This is a genomic window from Vibrio sp. 1-2 (7-a) (assembly GCF_013048515.1).
Taxonomy (GTDB): Bacteria; Pseudomonadota; Gammaproteobacteria; order Enterobacterales; family Vibrionaceae; genus Vibrio; species Vibrio diabolicus.
In genome coordinates this window covers 741,850-762,154 of record NZ_VHSQ01000001.1, presented here as the reverse complement: position 1 = coordinate 762,154, position 20,305 = coordinate 741,850, and the positions used below count along the sequence as shown (strand labels likewise).

Here is a 20,305-nt window from a genome sequence, read left to right as displayed (position 1 = left end):
AGGATACGGTGAAGTTTTCACTGGATGGACCATTGCTACGTAGATATTCGCATATAATCCCACACAGTTTTGGTTACTACGTAAAAATTATGTTTCTAACACCTTATTTTTCAAACACTAATCACCAGTTTCAGTTCACTCGCGAACAAGCAAGCCACTTTGCAAAACGTGTCGCAGGTGACTACAACCCAATCCACGATGAAGACAACAAACGCTTTTGTGTCCCTGGGGACTTACTTTTCGCAGTGCTTCTTAGTAAAGAAGGCGTCAGCCAAAAGATGCGTTTTAACTTCTCTGGCATGGTAAACGATGGTGTAGCACTTCATATTGAAAATAAGTGTGAAAAAGAAAGCGCCGTTGTTGACGAGGCCGGTAAAGAATACTTACACATGTCCCGTGAAGGTGAGACTAACCACGATCCCGCATTTATTGAGCATGTCGTAACAAATTACGTGCAATTCTCTGGCATGAACTTCCCTCACATCATGGTTCCTCTTATGGAAGAGAAGCAAATGATGATCAACTGCCAACGTCCATTGGTTATTTATGAAAGCATGGAAGTTGAATTTTCACGCTTAGACCTTACGCATCCAGAAGTGGATTTCACTGGCGCAACGTTCGACGTGGAAGGTAAACGTGGGGTAGTCACCTTAAACTTTGCGTTCAAAGAAGACGGTGAAGTCGTTGGCAAAGGTATTAAGCGCATGGTTGCAAGTGGCTTGAAACCATATGACCAAGAAGCGGTTGACGACCTTGTACGCCGCTTTAATGAACGTAAGGATGCATTCCTAGCAAAGTTCGTTAAGGCAGCCTAGTCGACTGCCCTATCAGAAGCGCACAAAAAACGTGTTTACTAAAAGAAAGCCCAACGTCGATCGTTGGGCTTTCTTTTTATGTCTCATCCAAATAAAACTAAACGCAATGCTTAGATCCAGCGGCGGACGTGGTTTTTGTAATCCACATACTCTTCACCAAACAATCGCTCTAGAACACGTTCCTCTGGCTTGATTTGAAATCGATTCATATAACTGACAAATACAACGCTACAAAGCACCACACTCAAGTGCTGCCACCACAAACCAATTGCAATGATTAGAAGCAGTAGCGCCATATACATCGGGTTGCGCGAAAAAGAAAATACGCCAGTTCTCACCACGGAAGAGGCCGTGTCAGGCTTTACAGGGTTAACCGTCGTTTTTACTTTATGGAATTCATACACACCAGCAATGCCCATATAACCAGAGAGCAAAGTTAACCCGCCAACCACAACCTCGACAAAGGGCACACTAATATTCAGGCTCGGCACCAGAACTGTCAGTCCATACATGAGTAGTATGACTAACAAAAACACCACAACAGGTGGGACTTTGAGTTCAAGTTTTCTCAAGATTCATATCCTTTGAAAGGGTCTAAATACGGTTTCTAAAAAGCCCAGTAAAACTGGGCTTGATTTAGCCCGATTACAACAAAGTTAACAATGCTTGAACGGGATGCTTGGGCTTCGTTCCTTCAAAGCGTTTCACTTGGCTGCGGCAAGAATAGCCTGTAATCAAACATCTCTCGTTATCCAACTTATCTAAGCTTGGCTTCCAGCTTAAATTGTAAATGTCTTTCGACATCGACAACTTATCGACCTCGTGACCAAACGTACCCGCCATACCACAACAACCAACCGGTACCGTATTTAAAACCGCACCAAAGTGAGCAAAAATAGCGCCCCACTCTTTTTCCGCATTCGGCATTTTGGTTTTTTCAGTACAGTGCGCAAACAGATACCAAGGTTCCTGCGCGTTATGCTCTCCGCTTTCAAACGCTTCTAGTCTTGGGTAAAGCCATTCGTGGGCCGTTAGTACATCGAAATCACCTCGCTTACTGCCAAGTACTTCAGCGTATTCATCTCGATAACACAGCACCAATGCAGGGTCGACACCAACTAAAGGAATACCCAGATCCGCTACCATCGCCAAAAACTTCGCTGTATCGGCTGCTGTATCCTTAAACTGACGTAGAAAGCCTTTAATGTGTTGTGCTTTACCATTCGGCTTAAATGGCAGAAGTACCGGATTCATGCCCAGCTTTTTCAATAATTTAACGAAGTCTTCTACAACATCGGCGTCGTAGTAGCTAGTGAATGGGTCTTGAACAATTAAAACATGCTTGCTCTTTTCAGACGAAGACAAACCGCTGAGCGCTTGCAGATCATAAGGCGTTGTCAGCGACTCTACTCGTTGTTTCAATGTAGGTACTGATAACAACGGCGCATCGACATACCCAACTGTTGAAGCCGTTAAGCTCTTGACCCACGACTGCTTCAAAACACCGTTTACGACACCTGGCGCTTTCGCCATCATCGGCAGCATAGTCTCTATGTTCGCAACCAGATAATCTTTTGCTGGACGTTGGTAACGAGAGTGATAAATGTTTAAAAAGCGTGAGCGGAAGCTCGGAACGTCGACTTTAATCGGACACTGGCTCGCACACGCTTTACACGCTAAACAACCATTCATCGCTTCATACACTTCGTGGGAGAAATCGTATTCGTGACGACGATTGATAGAATGACGTACACGGTCAATCATGGTTTTGATTGATGTTCTGTTTTCTAGCGTTTGCTTTTCTAAGTCAAGAATATCAATGCCTTGTTCAGTGAGCTGACGCAACCACTCGCGAACCAAACCCGCACGACCTTTCGGTGAATGACGACGATCGGCTGTTACTTTCATCGATGGACACATTGGCGAGCTGGTATCGTAGTTAAAACACAAACCGTTACCGTTACACTCCATCGCTTGCTTAAAGCTGTCACGTACTTGAACGTCAATCTGACGATCGAAGTAACCACGTTTGGTATCGGTAACTTTTACTAACTCTGCATCACTATCAAGCGGCGTACAGATTTTGCCCGGGTTCATTTTGTTGTGTGGATCGAATGCCGCCTTCACACGTCTCAGCTCAGTAAACAACTCATCACCGAAAAACTCAGGGCCATATTCTGAACGGAAACCTTTGCCGTGTTCACCCCACATCAAACCGCCGTATTTCGCCACCAGCTTAACCACTTCATCAGAAACTTCGTGCATCAATGCTTCTTGGTGCGGGTCACACAAATCCAACGCAGGACGTACGTGAAGCACCCCGGCATCGACGTGACCAAACATGCCGTAATTCAGAGACTTGCTGTCTAACAGCTCTCGAAACTCTACAATGAAGTCCGCCAGGTTTTCTGGTGGCACACAGGTATCTTCAGCGAATGCGACCGGTTTAGCGCGGCCTTTTGCTGCGCCTAACAAACCCACCGCTTTTTTACGCATGTTGTAAATACGCCCGATACTCGCTACATCGTTACAGACTTGGTAACCGATGATGCCCGCTTCTTCTGTTTCCAGCATGGTATCAAGCTTGGCGGTCAGCGCTGCAACCTGCGCAGCAACTTCTTCTTCGTCCTGACCTGCATATTCCACCATATTGATGCCAAGCATCTCTTTATTTGGAACATCGGTAAGCAAATCACTCACGGTGTGCCAGACGATATCTTGCTTCGCGAGATTAAGCACTTTCGAGTCAACGGTTTCTACAGATAGCGCTTTCGCTTCGACCATCAACGGTGCATTACGGAGCGCAGAGTCAAAGCTGTTGTATTTAACGTTAACCAAAGTACGTGCTTTCGGAATTGGCGTCAGGTTTAGCTTCGCTTCGGTAATAAATGCCAATGAACCTTCCGCGCCACACAGCACTCGTGTGATGTCGAAACGGTCATCGTCTTCATTCAAAGCATTTTTTAAATCGTAGCCCGTTAAAAAGCGGTTGAGAGGAGGAAACTTATCTACGATCTGCTGGCGTTTTTCACGACATACGGATTCCGTTACACGTAGCGCCTTGGCAGCAAACTCGCCTTCTTTTGGGTAGCCGTTGGACAGATCTGATTCTAAAACTGAGCCATCAGCAAACACCGCTTGTAGCGACAAAACATGATCGGATGTTTTTCCGTATTTCAGAGAACCTTGACCAGAAGCATCGGTGTTGACCATGCCGCCAATCGTTGCACGGTTACTGGTAGATAAGTCTGGAGAGAAGAAGTAGCCATAAGGGCGAACCGCATCATTTAACTGGTCTTTCACTACACCAGTTTGTACACGAACCCAGCCTTCTTTCTCATTAATCTCAAGCACTTTGTTCATGTAGCGAGACATATCCACCACAATACCTTTGGTTAGAGACTGACCATTGGTCCCTGTGCCGCCACCACGAGGTGAAAAGGTGATTCGTTCGTACTTTTCTTTATTGCTTAGTTTCCCGAGGAGAGAAACATCTTCTGTCGTTTTAGGATGGACGACAGACTGAGGAAGTTGCTGGTAAACACTGTTGTCAGTGGCAACCGCGAGTCGGCTTGAATATTGGCTTTCGATATCACCAGTGAATCCGGCGTGCTCAAGCTCTTTCAGAAAACTAAGAACAAGAGGATCGACATCAGTTTGCGAGTGTAATCTTGGTAACATTTGCTTCCTGCCCCTACGACGCTGAATCCGATCAGCTGCGGGTTATGTAATTATTTGCTCACTTCTCATACAAGTTGGCGTTCAGCGAAACAAAACACCACAAAAGAGTAAGTGAAGTAATATTCTTTGAATTTCGTCACTTTACAACATTTAAAAAGACGAGCAAATCAGAATCTCGATACAATAATTAAACTTATGCTTTATTTTTTCACGCTTGATGCCTTACATTGGGGAACGAATCGCGTTTCTAGATGAGTTTTCAGAATGAAAAAAAATAAAATTGTGACCACTGAAGATATCCTTCTCAAACTTTGCCAGTCTGTTTCTGGCGTCCTTACTTCGGCGACATCTTCTCAAGTAAATTACTCTGCAATGGTGCAAAAAATCCACAAGACTAGCCTCAAGCCAGATTTTGGCTGTTTTGTTCTGTTTGATGGCGGGTTTACCGGGCTGGTCGTAATTAACTTTACGGCAAAAGCCGCATTAGAGATCTACACCAACTACATGCGTAATATGGGTATGCCAGAAGAAGAACTGGCAATATCTCATACTTCTGACGAGGTGGGAGATGTTCTGGGTGAGCTAATGAACCAACTGGTTGGAGATTTCACCAATAAAATTCGTAAAGAGCTGCAAACGAACATCACACAAAACCAGCCAAAAATGATGGCGCTGAATAAGCAAGTCATCCTACAAGTGGATACCAACCTTGATCGCCCTCAAGCTCGCCGAGTGACGTTCTCCACCGAAAATAACAACATTTTCTATCTGGAGTTAGCGATGGACAAAACTGAGTTCATCCAACTAGAAGAGTTTGAAATCGCAGAAGACGAAAATCCAGACGATATTTTAGAAGCAACACGTAAAAATATGGCTGAGAAAGAATCTAAATCGTCGAGTTCGAACGATGACGCCGATGATTTACTCAACCAGCTCGGATTGTAATTCCAACTAATCTTAATGAAGAATGGCTTCTTAGACACAAGTACGACTTCATACTGATTATGACGAACTAAAACGCCTAGCCTCGCCTTCCGCGGGGCTTCTTTTTATGTCCATAAACCACCTTCACTCCCACCTTGTATTTCGTTTTTATGTCAAAAAAGGTAATATGTCTGACTTCATAAATTTTCTGCTTTCGTTACTGGTTGTCGATGGATAAACAAAAAGCTCTGAAAAAAATCGCCAAGTGCTTAGAACTGGGCAATTCCGCTAATGTTAATGAGGCTGCCAATGCTATCAAAATGGCACATCGCCTCATGCTCAAATATGGTCTGGATAAAGACGATATTGAGTTTATCAGAATGGGGAAAACACAATCTTCCCACCTACTACCAGCGAATATCAGTTCTACCATATTGCGAGTGATTCGCGGCATTAACACTAAATTCGGTGTTGAAGCGGTGTTGTTGAATCACAAAGGGCTCAAACGTGTCGAGTTTATCGGTGAAGCAGATCGCGCGATTTTTGCTGCATTTGCTTTCGATATTATTTATCGCGAGATGAACGAAAGTACCGGACAATTCCGAAACAGCTTCGCAGGTACGGGCACCTCTTCTCAAGAGGTGACTCGCCGCGTGAACTCATTTGTATCTGGTTGGGTAGAGGGCGCGATAGAGAAACTTCCAGTCATTTCCCCAGACGAAGAGTCGGCCAACAAAATCAATGATTATATTGATAAAGAATTCCAAAACATTGACCGCGAAACCTTCAAGAAGCAACTGAAAGAAGCGATGAAAAACCTAACCGAAGACTACGAAGTGGGCTTGAAAAAAGGTAGAAGAGTCTCCGTTAACCGTGGTGTTGGCGGCGAGCAAGCGCGTAAAATGTTGGGCAATCCATCGAAATAACCAGAGCAGCAATTGATTGACGTAGGTTCCAATATTCCAATGTTATTGGGACCTACTTTTTGAAGTTGTGATAGTAACGATAAGAATTTTCTTACAGAAACTCTTATCAATCTTACTTTCTCATAACAAATATCAATGCTTACTTATTCATAATTCGCATCCCATTATGAGGCATGGTTTCGCCTCAGTTTTATACGGAGATTTTCCCTTGAAAAAGATGCCTATTGCACTAGCTCTAGTGCTAGCTCTTACTGGCTGTCAAGCCACTCAACGCCAAAATGCAACAACGGGTGAATACGAAACTAACTCAACCACGCAAGGCGCGCTTATTGGTGCTATCGCTGGTGCAGCAATCGGTCTAGCAACGGGCGATGACGCTAAAGAACGTCGTCAGCATGCACTCATTGGTGCGGCCGCAGGCGGAGCGACTGGCGCTGGCGTTGGTTACTACTTTGACCAACAAGAAGCAGAATTGCGTCGCGCTTTGCTAAACTCTGGTGTACAAGTTCAGCGTGTTGGTGAGAACCAGCTTTTACTGCGTATGGAAAATGGTATCGGCTTCTCTTCAAGCTCTTACCAGCTTGATGCTAGCATTCATAATACGCTACGCGGTGTTGCTCGCATCTTGGTTGAATACCCAGATACCAGCCTTGTTATCGACGGTTACACTGATAGCACGGGCAGTGAGTCATACAACCAAACGTTGTCTGAGCGTCGTGCAGAGTCCGTACGTCAATTCCTAGTATCTCAAAACGTTGCACCTGGTCGTGCAATTGCACGTGGCTACGGCGAACGTAACCCAATTTGCTCAAACCAAACTTCTGAAGGTCGTGCGTGCAACCGTCGTGTTGAAATCCAGATCTTGCCACTGAAGTAATTTGGTTGCACCATAGCGGTAATAATAAAAAATTACCGGAGCAGGCCTAACAATAATCGTTAGGCCTGACATATCAATGTCTGTCAAAACGTCTGCCCTAATCTGCTTATTTAGCCTCAGCTTTTCTGGTTACTCGCTTGCCTCTCAAGCTCCAATTGACCCCATCGAACAATATGAGTATGCACAGCAATTATTGGCATCAAACAAAGCTGAAGCCTCACCAGAAACGCGTTACTGGCTAGAGCAATCCGCCAACCAAGGTTACCTCCCTGCGCAAAAACAGCTCGCGAACGACTTTGCTAAAGGGATAAATGGCGAAAAAAATGAAACACAAGCGTTATATTGGCTAACCTCTATCGCACTCAATGATCCAACCGATCGGGGCTTTCTTCTCGCTAACTTTATTCAGCGCAATCAAGATAAGGTCACAGCTTCTCAATTGACTGAAGCTTTGTATCAAATGGCTTCTCAGCATAATCCAGCAGCAGAACAGGCTTATAATCAACTGTTAGAGCAGCGCTTCAATCAACTGCGAGCTAAACAAGTCTCGCAAATAAAGTCGCTCGATAAAAAGGCGGAGCAAACACAAGAAGAGAAAAGCACAACAATTGCAAAACCCAACGTAGAATACTCGCAGTTTTTATGGCTGATCTGGCTAGCGGCGATACTCATCATCAGCGGCTTAAGTTTTCTCGTAATCAAGAAACTTAAGCAGAATAGAAAAGCGCTTGAAGCCAAAGAGGAAAGCCAAAATCAACGAATGGCGAAAAAAATAAAAGAGCTAGAGTTTACGAACAAGCAACTGAAACGCCAGCTAGAGAAAGTATTCAAAGAATTTAAGAAATCCAAAACCCAGGCAGAAAACCATAAGCTAAGCGTCGCATGCGCCATGTTTGGCTACACACCACAACACATCCCTGATTTACAAGCAATCAAGCTACGCTATAGACAGCTATCAAAGCTTTATCATCCGGACACAAGAGGCAGTGAAGAAGAAATGAAGCGACTCAATCATGCCTTTAAGCTCGTCTCACAAAATGTTACAAAACAGTAAAAATAGGTCAGGATACTTTGGCTAGCATGCTTTTAGACCTATATAATCAAGCGCCGCAATCGATCTCCCTCTCAAACAAATTAACAGACATTTAACTTAAGTCGCGCTTTTATGCCATAATGCCCGGCGCAAAATAACACCTAACGACTCAAATTAATCTAGGTGGGGAGAAAATCAATGTTCACTGAAGAAGGCACCTGTGATTGGTGTAAAAAACCTAGTCTTGTAACTCGTCACGATTATTTAGATGGCAAGCACCATTACTCATGTAAAGCTTGTTACGACATGGCAAAAATCGACGTGCGCCTATTTAACCAAGGCGAATTGCAAATGCGCGAACGCTTGCAACGAGCGAGCTAAGCAAGACGGAATCAACGGAACTGATTTTCAAAGGCGCCTTTTAAGGCGCTTTTTTGATCGGCCAAGCCCTATTTCCAATCTCTATCTCGTATTCCCTCCTATCCTACATAGCATGTCGCATCGGTTATCAGCCCCCCTCCTACTGTATACAAACCACTTTCCATGAAAAAACACCTGTATATACAGTAGTGAACCCCTGTATGTATCTCGTCCAATTTTCTACTCATCTCACATTTTTAAATTGATGTTAGACATATCAGAAATGAAAAATAACCGAATAAATTCAACTATTTAAAATGAAATCCTTTGATTTTACTCTCAAAAAACCGCAAATAACTTTTGAGAAACGGGTTGATCAGGTCGTCAAAACAAACTACTGTATACACATACAGCATGTATAAAGGAACAGTAAGATGCAGTTACAAAGTCAATCCCATACATACTCTCGTTACAACGTATTGGCACAAGCAACTCAGCCCATGGCCGTTTCGGATCAGCTTCTATCTAAGCTGGCTGTTTTATCGCAGCAGAAACAATGGATTTTGTTTACAGCAGACTGCCCTCGCCCAGACTTTGAACAACTCACTGCTTCTAATATTTGCTGTAGAAACGTGATTCAAATGAAGCCTTCTCAACAGCTTTCAGAAGTCGAGATCGTGATCAAAGCCATCCGATCAGGCAATGCCAGTTCTGTTGTCGCATCAAATAAAATTGCACTTATGAATCAATCTATGTTGCGCGACATGGCGCAGCGCTATCAGTGTGAGGTTTTTTTCGTCGAAGGCAGAGTTAATAAGTACCACTAATAAGTTCGACGTTATCCATCCTGCATCTCGCCTCCTTTTTAAGGGGGCTTTTTTTGTATTAAAGAAAACAAGCAAACGTTTGCTTTTTCTCTGGCGAGTTAAAATAGTTCTGGTATGATGCCCACATTCGATTTATTCAGCGCCCACATTTTGCTGAATATCTTCTCTTTCTGACGTTTGATTAAGATGATAGGAATGTCGCAATGAGCCTTGCTAATCAAGTACTTGCCGTCAATGACGACCTGCCAATTCGCACCCATAAACCCGTTCATAGCGGAAAAGTTCGTTCAGTTTACTGGTTAACTGAAGAAGACAGCGCCCGACTGATCAAAGAAAAAGGATACGATGTCGCTCCTGATGCGCCTTTGGCTATCATGGTGATTAGTGACCGAATCTCTGCATTCGATTGTATTTGGCATGCTGAAGGTGGTCTTAATGGTGTCCCAGGTAAAGGGGCTGCGCTTAATGCGATTTCTAATCACTGGTTCAAACTGTTCAAAGAAAATGGCTTAGCAGATAGCCACATTCTAGACATTCCTCACCCTTTTGTTTGGATTGTACAAAAAGCCAAACCGGTAAAAATCGAAGCCATCTGCCGCAAATACATCACGGGTTCGATGTGGCGCGCTTACGCAAATGGCGAGCGCGAGTTTTGTGGAATCCAACTTCCTGAAGGGTTAGAAAAAGACAAAGCACTGCCAGAGTTGCTCATGACCCCATCCACAAAAGGCATTCTAAAAGGCATTCCCGGTGTGCCAGAAGCGGACGACGTGAATATTACTCGTCAAAACATCGTAGACAACTACGAAGCATTTAACTTCTCAAGTGCCGACGATATCGCACTCTACGAAAAACTGCTGAAAGAAGGCTTTAACGTTATCAGCCAAGCGTTAGAAGAAATCGACCAAATCTTTGTCGATACCAAATTCGAATTTGGTTATGTTCATGATGCTGCTGGCAATGAAAAGCTGATTTACATGGATGAAGTGGGTACACCAGATTCGTCTCGTATATGGGATGCTAAAGAGTACCAAGCAGGTCACATCGTAGAGAACTCAAAAGAAGGTTTCCGCCAGTTCCTACTTAACCACTTCCCTGACCCAGATATCATGCTAAACAAAGAACGTATGCCAGAGCGCGAAGCACTCGCTCGTGATAATGCTTTACCCGTCGAATCTTTGATGGCGATTTCGAGCACCTACATTGGTATTGCCGAGAAGATTACAGGCAAGCCGATTCATTTGAGTGAGAATCCGAAAGCGGAAATCATCGAAGTTCTGAGCAAAGAATACGGATTGATTGACTAGCACTGTCGCTAGATTGCTAAACGCTTTCCAATAAAAAGTCCGCACTAGCTTGCGGACTTTTTTCGTATTAGGCTCAGTTTAGCTGATGTTTAACGTAGTGCCATCTGTTGTAGAGGCTGACTTAGTCGTCACCTGATATGTTTTGTCTTTAATCGTTGATACGAAATACCAGGTCGACTCTGCTTTGTCGGGCGTAAAAGTAACGCGCATAAAGCCACGCTGTTTGATGTCTGCCCACTGTAATTCTGACACTAAGTGCGGCAGCGTGTATTCCATTTGAGCGATCGCGACAGGGTCTAACGCGAGGTAGGCCTCTAACCCTGGGGAACTCACAGAGCTAGTCGCAAACTCTACCCCGATAGGATGCTTAGATACGTCTTTAAGCTCACTTGCCCATGCGTTGTGCGTATCTCCGGCCAAGCAGACAAAGTTACCACTGCTGGCTTTGACCAGTTGATAAACTTTCTCTCGCTCAACGTAGTAGCCATCCCATGCATCTAGGTTATATGGCAAAGCAATGGTATCTAAACTTGGGTCAGAGAGATAACCCGTAATCGCAGAGTTTACCGCTAATAACGCCTCTGCTTTTTGTTCTTCAGTGGCAGTAAACAATTGAAACATCGCGGTCATAACCGAACTTGGCAACTCCATACGAGACATTAACACTTGTTGCCCTAGCACATTCCAAGTTGCGTCGTGCGTACTGAACGCATCCATCAGCCAAGCGAGTTGGTCACCGCCTAACAGCTCTCGGTCTTGACTGCGCGACTGAGCAACTAAACCGCCAATAGCTTCCATCGTTGGTGAGCTGAGCGAGAAATAATCCAACGGTTTATCACGCCCCACAAGTCGCGTGTCGAGCATCATCAAATTGACTAAACTTCCAAACGAAAACTGACGGTAAATCAGCATGTTTGAGAAAGTGTTTTCACGAACGGGCAACCATTCTGTCCACGCGGCAGCCGCAGCTGCACGACGATCATTAAAACTGCCTTCCTCTTCTTGATGGTTTTCCGCACCATTTTTCCAACTATCATTTGCAAGCTCGTGGTCATCCCAGACAGCAATCATTGGTAGGCTCGCATGTAACGCTTGCAGATCAGCATCTTGGCGATATTGCGCATACCGTTTTCGGTAATCATCTAAGGTAATGCATTCAGTGCCTTTGCTTGGCTCTCGCCCTAGTGCCTCAGCATCTTCACTAGCGTAGCCACCAGCACCATACTCATAAATGTAATCACCGAGATGAAGCACCACATCAAACGGGTCTTGCTCATGTTGATTTAAAATCTCTCGATACACATGGAAATAGCCTGCAGGATAGTTTGCACAAGATACAACCGCCATGGATGCCTTTTCTACACCATCCTCTGGTAATGTTTGAGTTTGCCCGACTTCGCTAGTGACATCTCCAACCATGAATCGATAGTAGTAGCGAGAATTTGCGTTGAGATTTTGAACATCGACTTTTACCGTGAAATCTCGGCTCGTGTCTGTGGCAAAAGTGCCACTTTGCACGATATCAGTAAAATTTTCGTTAGATGAAACTTGCCAGCTTACATCTGCGTAGCTTGCTGAGGTCGTAACACGAGTCCAAATGATTACTTGTGTTTGAGTAGGATCTCCACTCGCCACTCCGTGCTCAAAGGTAACCGCAACAGACTCACTAGCATCGCTACCACAGCCCACTAGCCCGGTAACAATCGCCGTTGAAGAGGCAACTTTCATAAAGTCTCTACGAGACAAAGACATATTGACTTCCTTTCTTATTGTGTTTGTTTTTATGCCCAAATGACGTGGTGACTCGATCATCCTTGTATGCCAATAATGGACGTTAATTTGAACTCACAGTACCAACCATTTAGTCGGTAATTTGTCCTAAAAACACAAAGTTAGAAGCTAGTTATGACAATTGCATTTCCAAACGTTACATTTTTGTTAATTTAAGTACAAATACTCTATATTCATCACATTTCCTAAGACCTGTGACAAAAACCTCAAAATAAAAAAGCGACCTACTTTGAGGTCGCTTTTCATCGCACCATTTTTAAGTGGTACATCAATGAAGCAGAAAGGTCCAAATTAAAACTTGATGTTCAGGACATCTTGTTCTGACGTATCCACCTTCAACTGACTGCGAGATTCTATGTACTCGATTTGCTGAACATCGAGCGAATATGGCATAACAACTCGCAATTCATTGATCCCTTCATGTTTAGCTAACTGGGTTAAGCGGACCAAATTGGATTCATCACTTTTACGAGAAGACATCGATTTTAATGCGGCATCCCACAACCGATCTTCAGGCTTGCTCAATTCCGCAATGTTCTGTTTCCACATCAAACCGAAAATAGGCGCGATGGTGGCAAATGCCTCTAAAAAGGTCCATTTTTTACTACCTGTCGCCCCTAAAAAGCTAGTGTAGTCGAATTCAATGCACGTCTTTCCTTGTTGATCCATTCTATGCCCCCGACACTCGAAAATGAGATATACCAAATATCGTTCAACTGTTTTGATATAGCAATGGGATATAAAACATTCGTCTTTTATGCACTAATTTACATGCAAAAGGAAATATTAAAACCAGCTTTGTAACAACTGATGTACAGCTTCGCCATATATAAGCATTCAATTGATTAATATTTCAATTAAGAAACTAAAAACAACACGTAAGTAACGCTATCAATATGAAATCATTATAGATTCACCAAAAAAATATCAATTCTTGTCACAACGTCATCCGCCTACCTACTTCACATCAATCACTCGACTGGCCTTTTTATACTGTATCTTCCAACCAGCCCAGCGTGGCAGCTCCCAACGCTTTGGATCCCCCTTACGGTTTCCCTCTCGATAAACGACCTGTACCAGCTTGCGAGACGCGTAATACTCAACATCCAGTTGGAGTTCTGGCAGCGCAAGTTCTAAAGGGTACTGCTCCGTGAAATCGTCGTATTCCCATTCTGGAACACCGTTAAATGTAAAGTCTTCCGGTTCAAACAACGCCATATCATCGACATTTTCAACGCCTAATGTTTCCAACTGATCCTTTAACCAGCTAGAAAATGTCAAGGAGGCCAAGTCGTTAACCTCTTCTCCTTCGACATTAAGGCCCAATGCGTTGTAGAGTTTCCAGTGCTGGATTTGTTGTTTTCTTTGAGAAGCAAAACCTGGTAACAGTGTCTCGTCTTCTATCATTTCGACAATAGACTGAACAGCAACATCACCTTGTAACGCTTGATGTTCAGAACAGATTGTTCGCCCGGCGTAGACCAAATGCATCGTTGCTCTTGGGGTCTCCTCTTCATAATTCGTCTCGCCTTGTTGCCACTCCCCTAGTTCAAGTTCGCGTAACAACGTCAGCGGGATAGGCATCATGACCGATGCGAGGTTTAGTGTTTGCTTAACGCCTCGTCCTGGCACGCTATGGCTATCTAGCACAATGGCCGCTTCTTCTTTATCAGGAAAGCGGCTGTTACGCCCAACCAGCATCTCGACTACGCCATTTCCTAGAGCATCTCTTCGACGAGCTCGTCGGACAAACACAAGCTCAGGGTGTAATGAGGCGATGGAGAAAAAGAGCGCTTCACGTTTATATCGAGAGGCAACGTCAAGTTCCGGTAATTCAAATACTTCTCGCATTTGTTTCGCTAAACCTTGTGCCTCTTCGAGTGCGCTGGCATCAATGACAATGCCCGGAAGTCGTTCCCCCCGAACCAAACGGATAAGCAAAGAGGCATCACATCCGTATGGTTCCTCTTGAGATAGAAGCTCAGCAACTTCACCACTTTGTCGCTGATAGAACTGCGCAGGCACAGATAAGGCGGCAGCCAAATCAATCATTGCTTCCTTCTCTGGCTTCGCTTGAATTCTGGTAACAAGATCGGCAAACAGTGCATCAATGGGTAGTGGGTATACTTTTCTCCCGTGCTGCGTGACATTGCCATCCTCATCAATCGCTTCCATAGATAACAACGTCGAATGAGATGCCTCTAGCGACTTTGGAGGAATTGAGTCGAGAAAATCGAGTGTTGAAAGACGGTATCCACAACAAGCCGCTGCCAGCATGGGCTCGACGAGCTCTTCTCTGTGCAATTCTGGAGGCGTCACTAATTCTAAAGGCGCGTGTTCACCATATAGACGAATACAAGCTCCTTCAGCAACACGGCCCGCCCGCCCCATTCGCTGCGCGGCGCTGGCCTTAGAAATGTGGGTCAGCGTTAACGCTGTGCGACCGTTACGTTGAATGGTTCGACGCTCTAAGCCGCTATCAATGACTACTCGGATGTTAGGTATCGTTAAGGAGGTTTCCGCAACATTGGTTGCCAATACGACTTTTCGTTGTTTTTGCGTAGTTAACGCGCGGTGCTGTTCTTCATCACTAACCGAGGCATGAAGTTTGACCACCATGACATCGCCGCAACTTTGTAACATCTGAGCACATTGGGTGATCTCTTTGCGTCCAGGCAGGAAAACAAGAATATCGCCATCTTCATCTTCCAATGCTTCTTTTACCGCTCTGAAAACCTCTTGTTCACATCCCTTCTTATTCGGTAAATAACGGCTGTCTAAAGAACGATGTGTCACCGTGACTGGAAAGCAACGCCCTTCAGATCGCAGACGCTTCGCATTCAGGTAACGCGCTAGCTTTTCGCCCTCCAGCGTAGCGGAAGTGACGATCAACCGATGCTGATTTTCTTGCTTCAAAATTGCGGTTAATAGATCAATATCCCAGCGTCGCTCGTGAAATTCGTCCACTATCACGATATCGAAGCCTGCTAGCTTGTTTTCCGCAAACCAACGCAGTGCGACTCCCGGAGTCACAAATACAACTTCGGTTTTTTCATCAAAGTAGGCATGAAGCTTGATCGCGTAACCGACTTTGCGACCTATTGGCTCACTAGATTGCTCCGCAAGAAATTCAGCCAGCGAGGTACAAGCAATTCGACGTGGTTCAATAACCAGAACGCGTCCGTGTTTTGCCGCCCACATGGGCAAGCGGGTAGATTTACCTGACCCGGTTTCGGCTTCCACCACGAGATGGTTTTGGTTCACATGTTGGTCAAACTCAGCTTGCAGGCTGTCGATAGGTAGTTGAAACATAGAAATTGGATTTGATTTGATGATGCAGAACATTATACCCAAGTAAAAAAATCCTGCTTTAGGTATCTCTAAACAACCAATATTGCCGATATTTTCGGCGGTATCTGAATTTTTTTGCGACATTACATTGATGTGCATCAACGCATGTTTACAACTAAATGGTGAACCCGTTAAAATTTGGTGCGCATCCTTCAACCCTACATAAGGCACCCAATGAACAACGATAAACGCCCACTATATATTCCATATGCGGGTCCGGCTCTTTTAGCAACCCCTCTTTTGAACAAAGGCAGTGCATTCTCTGCTGAAGAACGTAGTTCATTCAACTTAGAAGGCTTGCTTCCAGAGTCTACCGAAACAATCCAAGAGCAGGTGGAACGTGCCTACCAGCAATACAAGAGTTTCGAAAGCGATATGGATAAGCACATTTATCTGCGTAATATCCAAGACACCAACGAAACACTGTATTACCGCCTAGTGCAAAACCACATTTCTGAGATGATGCCTATCATCTACACGCCAACTGTCGGCGCAGCATGTGAAAACTTCTCTAACATTTACCGTCGTGGTCGTGGTCTATTCATTTCATACCCGAACCGTGACCGTATTGACGACTTGCTGAATAATGCAGCAAACCACAACGTTAAAGTGATTGTTGTGACAGATGGCGAACGTATCCTTGGCTTGGGTGACCAAGGTATCGGCGGCATGGGTATTCCAATCGGTAAACTGTCACTTTACACTGCGTGTGGTGGTATCAGCCCTGCTTACACGCTACCAATCGTGCTTGATGTGGGTACCAATAACCCGCAACGCTTAGCTGATCCAATGTACATGGGTTGGCGTCATCCTCGTATTACGGGTGCAGAATACGATGCATTTGTAGAAGAGTTTATCCAAGCAGTACAGCGCCGTTGGCCTGATGCCTTGATCCAGTTCGAAGACTTTGCTCAGAAAAATGCGATGCCTCTTCTTGAACGTTACAAAGATCGCGTGTGCTGCTTCAATGATGATATTCAAGGCACGGCGGCCGTTACTGTTGGCTCTCTACTTGCCGCCTGTAAAGCAGCAGGCACTCAGCTTTCTAAACAGCGTATCACCTTCCTAGGCGCAGGCTCTGCTGGTTGCGGTATCGCAGAAGCGATCATCGCACAAATGGTATCGGAAGGGATTTCTGACGAGCAAGCTCGCTCACAAGTTTACATGGTTGACCGTTGGGGTCTGTTACAAGAAGGCATGCCTAACCTTCTTGATTTCCAACAACGCCTGGTGCAGAAACATACCAATACGAAAGAGTGGGAAAATGAAGGAAATGGCTTCTCACTCCTCGACGTTATGCGTAACGCCAAACCAACGGTACTAATTGGTGTTTCTGGTGCCCCAGGCCTATTTAGCCAAGAAGTCATCGAAGAAATGCATAAACACTGTAAGCGTCCGATTGTCTTCCCACTGTCGAACCCAACAAGCCGCGTAGAAGCAACACCTAACGACATCATTCGTTGGACAAATGGTGAAGCACTGGTTGCAACAGGTAGCCCATTTGAGCCTGTGGTTCATGAAGGTCGCACTTACCCTATTGCACAATGTAACAACAGCTACATCTTCCCTGGCATTGGCCTTGGTGTACTTGCTGTAAACGCAAAACGTGTCACCGACGAGATGCTAATGGAATCAAGCCGTGCGCTCGCAACATGCTCACCTCTAGCAATCAATGGTCGTGGTGCGCTACTTCCACCGTTGGAAGAGATCCACTCGGTATCGAAAAAGATCGCGTTTGCTGTTGGTAAGAAGGCAATCGAGCAAGGTGTGGCGTTAGAAATTACTGATGAAGCATTGAACGTGGCGATTGAACAATCGTTCTGGCAGCCGGTTTACCGTCGCTACAAACGCACTGCGTTTTAAGCTTGAGACATTTCGTTTAATAATTAGCCCCTACCATGTAGGGGCTTTTATTTTTTTATCATCCTAACCAGATTTTGGCATAAATGGGCTTCTCTCTTTTTGTTTCTATCAGATATGATGAGAACTACATTTTTAGTTAAGGATATAAAACGTTTTGTTGTTTTCTCGCATAAGATCAAAGTGGAAGCTGAAATTTTCCTGGAAGCGACTTGCTTTGATTTTGTCGATCTCTGTACTTAGTCTGCTTGTTTCTGTTATTGCCATCGACCGGTGGGTGGTTTTACAAGCCAAAGAAAGCATTTTCACTGAATACGAACAAATACCTCAACATGAGGTTGCTGTGGTTCTCGGTACCAGTAAATACATCGGTAAGATCCTCAACACTTACTACACTCATCGCATTAATGCAGCGATTGAGCTTTACAACCAAGGCAAAGTAAAACAGTTTTTATTGAGTGGCGATAACGCCCATCGCTCCTACAACGAACCGTGGACGATGAAACGCGACTTACTTAAAGCCGGCGTGCCTGAGGAAGTGATTCACCTTGATTATGCTGGCTTTCGTACTCTAGATTCGATTGTGAGGGCGAAAAAGATTTTTGCTTCGGAGCGCTTTCTGATTGTGACTCAGCGCTTTCATTGTGAGCGAGCGCTGTTTATTGCCGATGCTTACAACATTGATGCGCAGTGTCTTGCGGTAGCAGGACCTACGACAAACAAACAAAAAACATCAATGCGTATTCGAGAGTTGCTCGCCCGTGTGAAAGCCTTTTTAGACCTCTACATTATTAATACGCAGCCCAAGTTTCTTGGTCCTCAAGAGCCTATCGTTGCAGTAAAAGAGCCTGAAAAAATCTCTAATGAGCCTCTGCAAGTTCCCGTCGAATAGAGGAATCACGCAGCTCACAAGGCTAATAACATTTCTATAAAACAAATGGGTAGTTTTCTACCCATTTCCAATTCTCAACATCACATTTTCTAATTTGCTCTACGATTCAGGCAAAACTCTTTTTTGCATTCCAAGTAACATTTAATCAATAAATAACTACAAGTCAGTTACTTTGCCATAAAAAAACCGACAAAAGGCAATGCAAAAGGAGCACTACCCATGACCGCACTCGCTGTGACATTGAAGAACTGGTTCTTCACTCGCAACAGCATGATTTTGAACGCGAATATCGTATTGTTCATTATCTTGTTTAATACCCTACCCTTTGAGCCACAAGTAGTAACCGGCCTGAGCATCTTAGTTTTTGTTGCTATTCTTTGGCTAACCGAAGCGATTCACGTCAGCATAACCGCGCTACTCATACCATTACTTGCGGTATTTTTAGGCGTGTTTAACACTCAGACCGCACTGAACAACTTCTCCAACTCCATCATCTTTCTATTCTTAGGTGGTTTTGCACTTGCTGCAGCTTTGCATAAACAGAAGTTAGACCAAGCTATTGCTGATAAAGTGCTGTTACTCGCACGAGGCAAAATGTCTGTCGCTGTATTCATGCTATTTGGTGTGAGTGCTGGCCTGTCAATGTGGATTTCAAACACCGCCACTGCCGCTATGATGCTGCCCCTTGTACTGGGTGTGATGACAAAGCTAGACGCGAAGAAAAATCACAATACCTTTTTGTTTGTTCTGCTCGGCATCGCTTACAGTGCTTCGATTGGTGGTATTGCAACGCTGGTTGGTAGCCCACCAAACGCCATTGCAGCAGCTGAAGTTGGCCTAAGTTTTACTGAGTGGATGAAGCTCGGTGTGCCTATCTCATTAGTACTAATGCCAATCGCTATTCTCGTGTTGTACACCATGACTAAGCCTGACCTTAGCCACAAGTTTGATCTTGACCATCAACCAGTCGAGTGGACAAACGGCAAAATGATTACGCTGGCGATTTTCTTACTGACGGTCACGCTTTGGATTTTCAGTAAGCCTATTAACGCTATGCTGGGTGGCTTCGCTAAGTTCGATACCCTTGTCGCAATAGGTGCGATCCTTCTGCTTGGGGCTTCTCGCGCTGTAGAGTGGAAAGATATTGAGAAAACAACCGACTGGGGTGTGTTAATCCTATTTGGTGGTGGCATCTGTTTGAGTAACGTCCTAAAAGCAACCGGAACAAGCGTATTTTTGGCTCATAGCTTGTCAGGCTTCCTTGAGCAAGCCGGTATTCTTCTAACGATTCTTGCAGTGGTTGCTTTTGTTGTCTTCTTGACTGAGTTTGCAAGTAACACCGCTAGTGCTGCACTGCTGGTCCCTGTATTTGCAACCATCGCAGAGGCCTTAGGCATGTCTCCGGTCATTCTCTCTGCATTAATTGCCGTCGCTGCATCTTGTGCATTTATGTTACCAGTTGCAACACCTCCAAACGCGATTGTGTTCGGTACGGGTCATATCAAGCAAAAAGAAATGATGCGAATTGGTTTCGTCTTAAACATTGCCTGTATTGCTGCACTAACGCTTTTCGCTTGGTTGTTCTGGTAAAAAATAGCAAGTTCGATTAGCACTACACTGCTGCTCACGGTAATCACATCGATGCCCCAAACTTCCCCCTA

General features: G+C 44.7%; 16 protein-coding genes. 11 read left to right on the top strand and 5 right to left on the bottom strand.

The genetic code is table 11. From position 1 onward, the window contains the following. Positions 1-89: 89 nt before the first annotated feature. Entirely contained in the window at positions 90-815 is a 726-nt protein-coding gene (locus FKN08_RS03420; RefSeq protein WP_005395883.1) for a DUF3581 domain-containing protein, read from the top strand. Positions 816-925: 110 nt separating this feature from the next. On the opposite strand, the gene FKN08_RS03415 is transcribed toward FKN08_RS03420, so the two are convergent. Both FKN08_RS03415 and FKN08_RS03410 read right to left on the bottom strand, forming a co-directional pair. Next, positions 926-1,387, bottom strand: coding sequence for an isoprenylcysteine carboxylmethyltransferase family protein (locus tag FKN08_RS03415; RefSeq protein WP_170891350.1), 462 nt, complete (start codon positions 1,385-1,387; stop codon positions 926-928). Between the two features lie 73 nt (positions 1,388-1,460). Further along, entirely contained in the window at positions 1,461-4,496 is a 3,036-nt protein-coding gene (locus FKN08_RS03410; RefSeq protein ID WP_170891349.1) for an FAD-binding and (Fe-S)-binding domain-containing protein, read from the bottom strand. Between the two features lie 264 nt (positions 4,497-4,760). On the opposite strand from FKN08_RS03410, the gene FKN08_RS03405 reads away from it, so the two are divergent. The 7 genes from FKN08_RS03405 to FKN08_RS03375 all read left to right on the top strand — a co-directional run bounded on the left by FKN08_RS03405 (position 4,761) and on the right by FKN08_RS03375 (position 10,750). Continuing rightward, positions 4,761-5,441: a DUF3334 family protein gene (locus FKN08_RS03405; RefSeq protein ID WP_006742601.1), complete on the top strand. Its 681-nt coding sequence runs from the start codon at positions 4,761-4,763 to the stop codon at positions 5,439-5,441. Between the two features lie 209 nt (positions 5,442-5,650). Next, positions 5,651-6,346 (top strand): DUF2786 domain-containing protein, encoded by a 696-nt coding sequence (locus FKN08_RS03400; protein ID WP_005395879.1) that lies wholly within the window; start codon positions 5,651-5,653, stop codon positions 6,344-6,346. 217 nt (positions 6,347-6,563) lie between these two features. Next, positions 6,564-7,223 (top strand): OmpA family protein, encoded by a 660-nt coding sequence (locus tag FKN08_RS03395; protein ID WP_005377956.1) that lies wholly within the window; start codon positions 6,564-6,566, stop codon positions 7,221-7,223. Between the two features lie 76 nt (positions 7,224-7,299). After that, positions 7,300-8,277, top strand: coding sequence for a J domain-containing protein (locus FKN08_RS03390; protein ID WP_170891348.1), 978 nt, complete (start codon positions 7,300-7,302; stop codon positions 8,275-8,277). 177 nt (positions 8,278-8,454) lie between these two features. Beyond that, positions 8,455-8,637, top strand: coding sequence for a hypothetical protein (locus FKN08_RS03385; protein WP_005377960.1), 183 nt, complete (start codon positions 8,455-8,457; stop codon positions 8,635-8,637). A 413-nt stretch (positions 8,638-9,050) separates the two neighbouring features. Beyond that, the gene (locus FKN08_RS03380) at positions 9,051-9,443 is read left to right on the top strand and encodes a SulA-like leucine-rich domain-containing protein (RefSeq protein ID WP_170891347.1); all 393 of its coding nucleotides are present in this window, start codon (positions 9,051-9,053) and stop codon (positions 9,441-9,443) included. A 203-nt stretch (positions 9,444-9,646) separates the two neighbouring features. Then, entirely contained in the window at positions 9,647-10,750 is a 1,104-nt protein-coding gene (locus tag FKN08_RS03375) for a phosphoribosylaminoimidazolesuccinocarboxamide synthase (RefSeq protein WP_170891346.1), read from the top strand. Positions 10,751-10,828: 78 nt separating this feature from the next. Here the strand turns inward: FKN08_RS03375 and FKN08_RS03370 are convergent, their stop codons facing one another. The 3 genes from FKN08_RS03370 to FKN08_RS03360 all read right to left on the bottom strand — a co-directional run bounded on the left by FKN08_RS03370 (position 10,829) and on the right by FKN08_RS03360 (position 15,853). Beyond that, entirely contained in the window at positions 10,829-12,502 is a 1,674-nt protein-coding gene (locus tag FKN08_RS03370) for an alkaline phosphatase D family protein (protein ID WP_170891345.1), read from the bottom strand. A gap of 330 nt (positions 12,503-12,832) precedes the next feature. Next, on the bottom strand, positions 12,833-13,210 hold the full coding sequence (locus FKN08_RS03365; protein WP_005377965.1) for a hypothetical protein: 378 nt from the start codon (positions 13,208-13,210) through the stop codon (positions 12,833-12,835). A gap of 288 nt (positions 13,211-13,498) precedes the next feature. Next, the gene (locus FKN08_RS03360; RefSeq protein WP_170891682.1) at positions 13,499-15,853 is read right to left on the bottom strand and encodes a helicase-related protein; all 2,355 of its coding nucleotides are present in this window, start codon (positions 15,851-15,853) and stop codon (positions 13,499-13,501) included. Between the two features lie 213 nt (positions 15,854-16,066). On the opposite strand from FKN08_RS03360, the gene FKN08_RS03355 reads away from it, so the two are divergent. The 3 genes from FKN08_RS03355 (at position 16,067) to FKN08_RS03345 (ending at position 20,234) form a co-directional block, all read left to right on the top strand. Further along, on the top strand, positions 16,067-17,755 hold the full coding sequence (locus tag FKN08_RS03355) for an NAD-dependent malic enzyme (RefSeq protein WP_005395857.1): 1,689 nt from the start codon (positions 16,067-16,069) through the stop codon (positions 17,753-17,755). A 154-nt stretch (positions 17,756-17,909) separates the two neighbouring features. Next, entirely contained in the window at positions 17,910-18,644 is a 735-nt protein-coding gene (locus FKN08_RS03350) for an ElyC/SanA/YdcF family protein (RefSeq protein ID WP_031780501.1), read from the top strand. Between the two features lie 219 nt (positions 18,645-18,863). Beyond that, entirely contained in the window at positions 18,864-20,234 is a 1,371-nt protein-coding gene (locus tag FKN08_RS03345; RefSeq protein ID WP_005395853.1) for a DASS family sodium-coupled anion symporter, read from the top strand. The last annotated feature ends 71 nt before the right edge of the window (positions 20,235-20,305 follow it).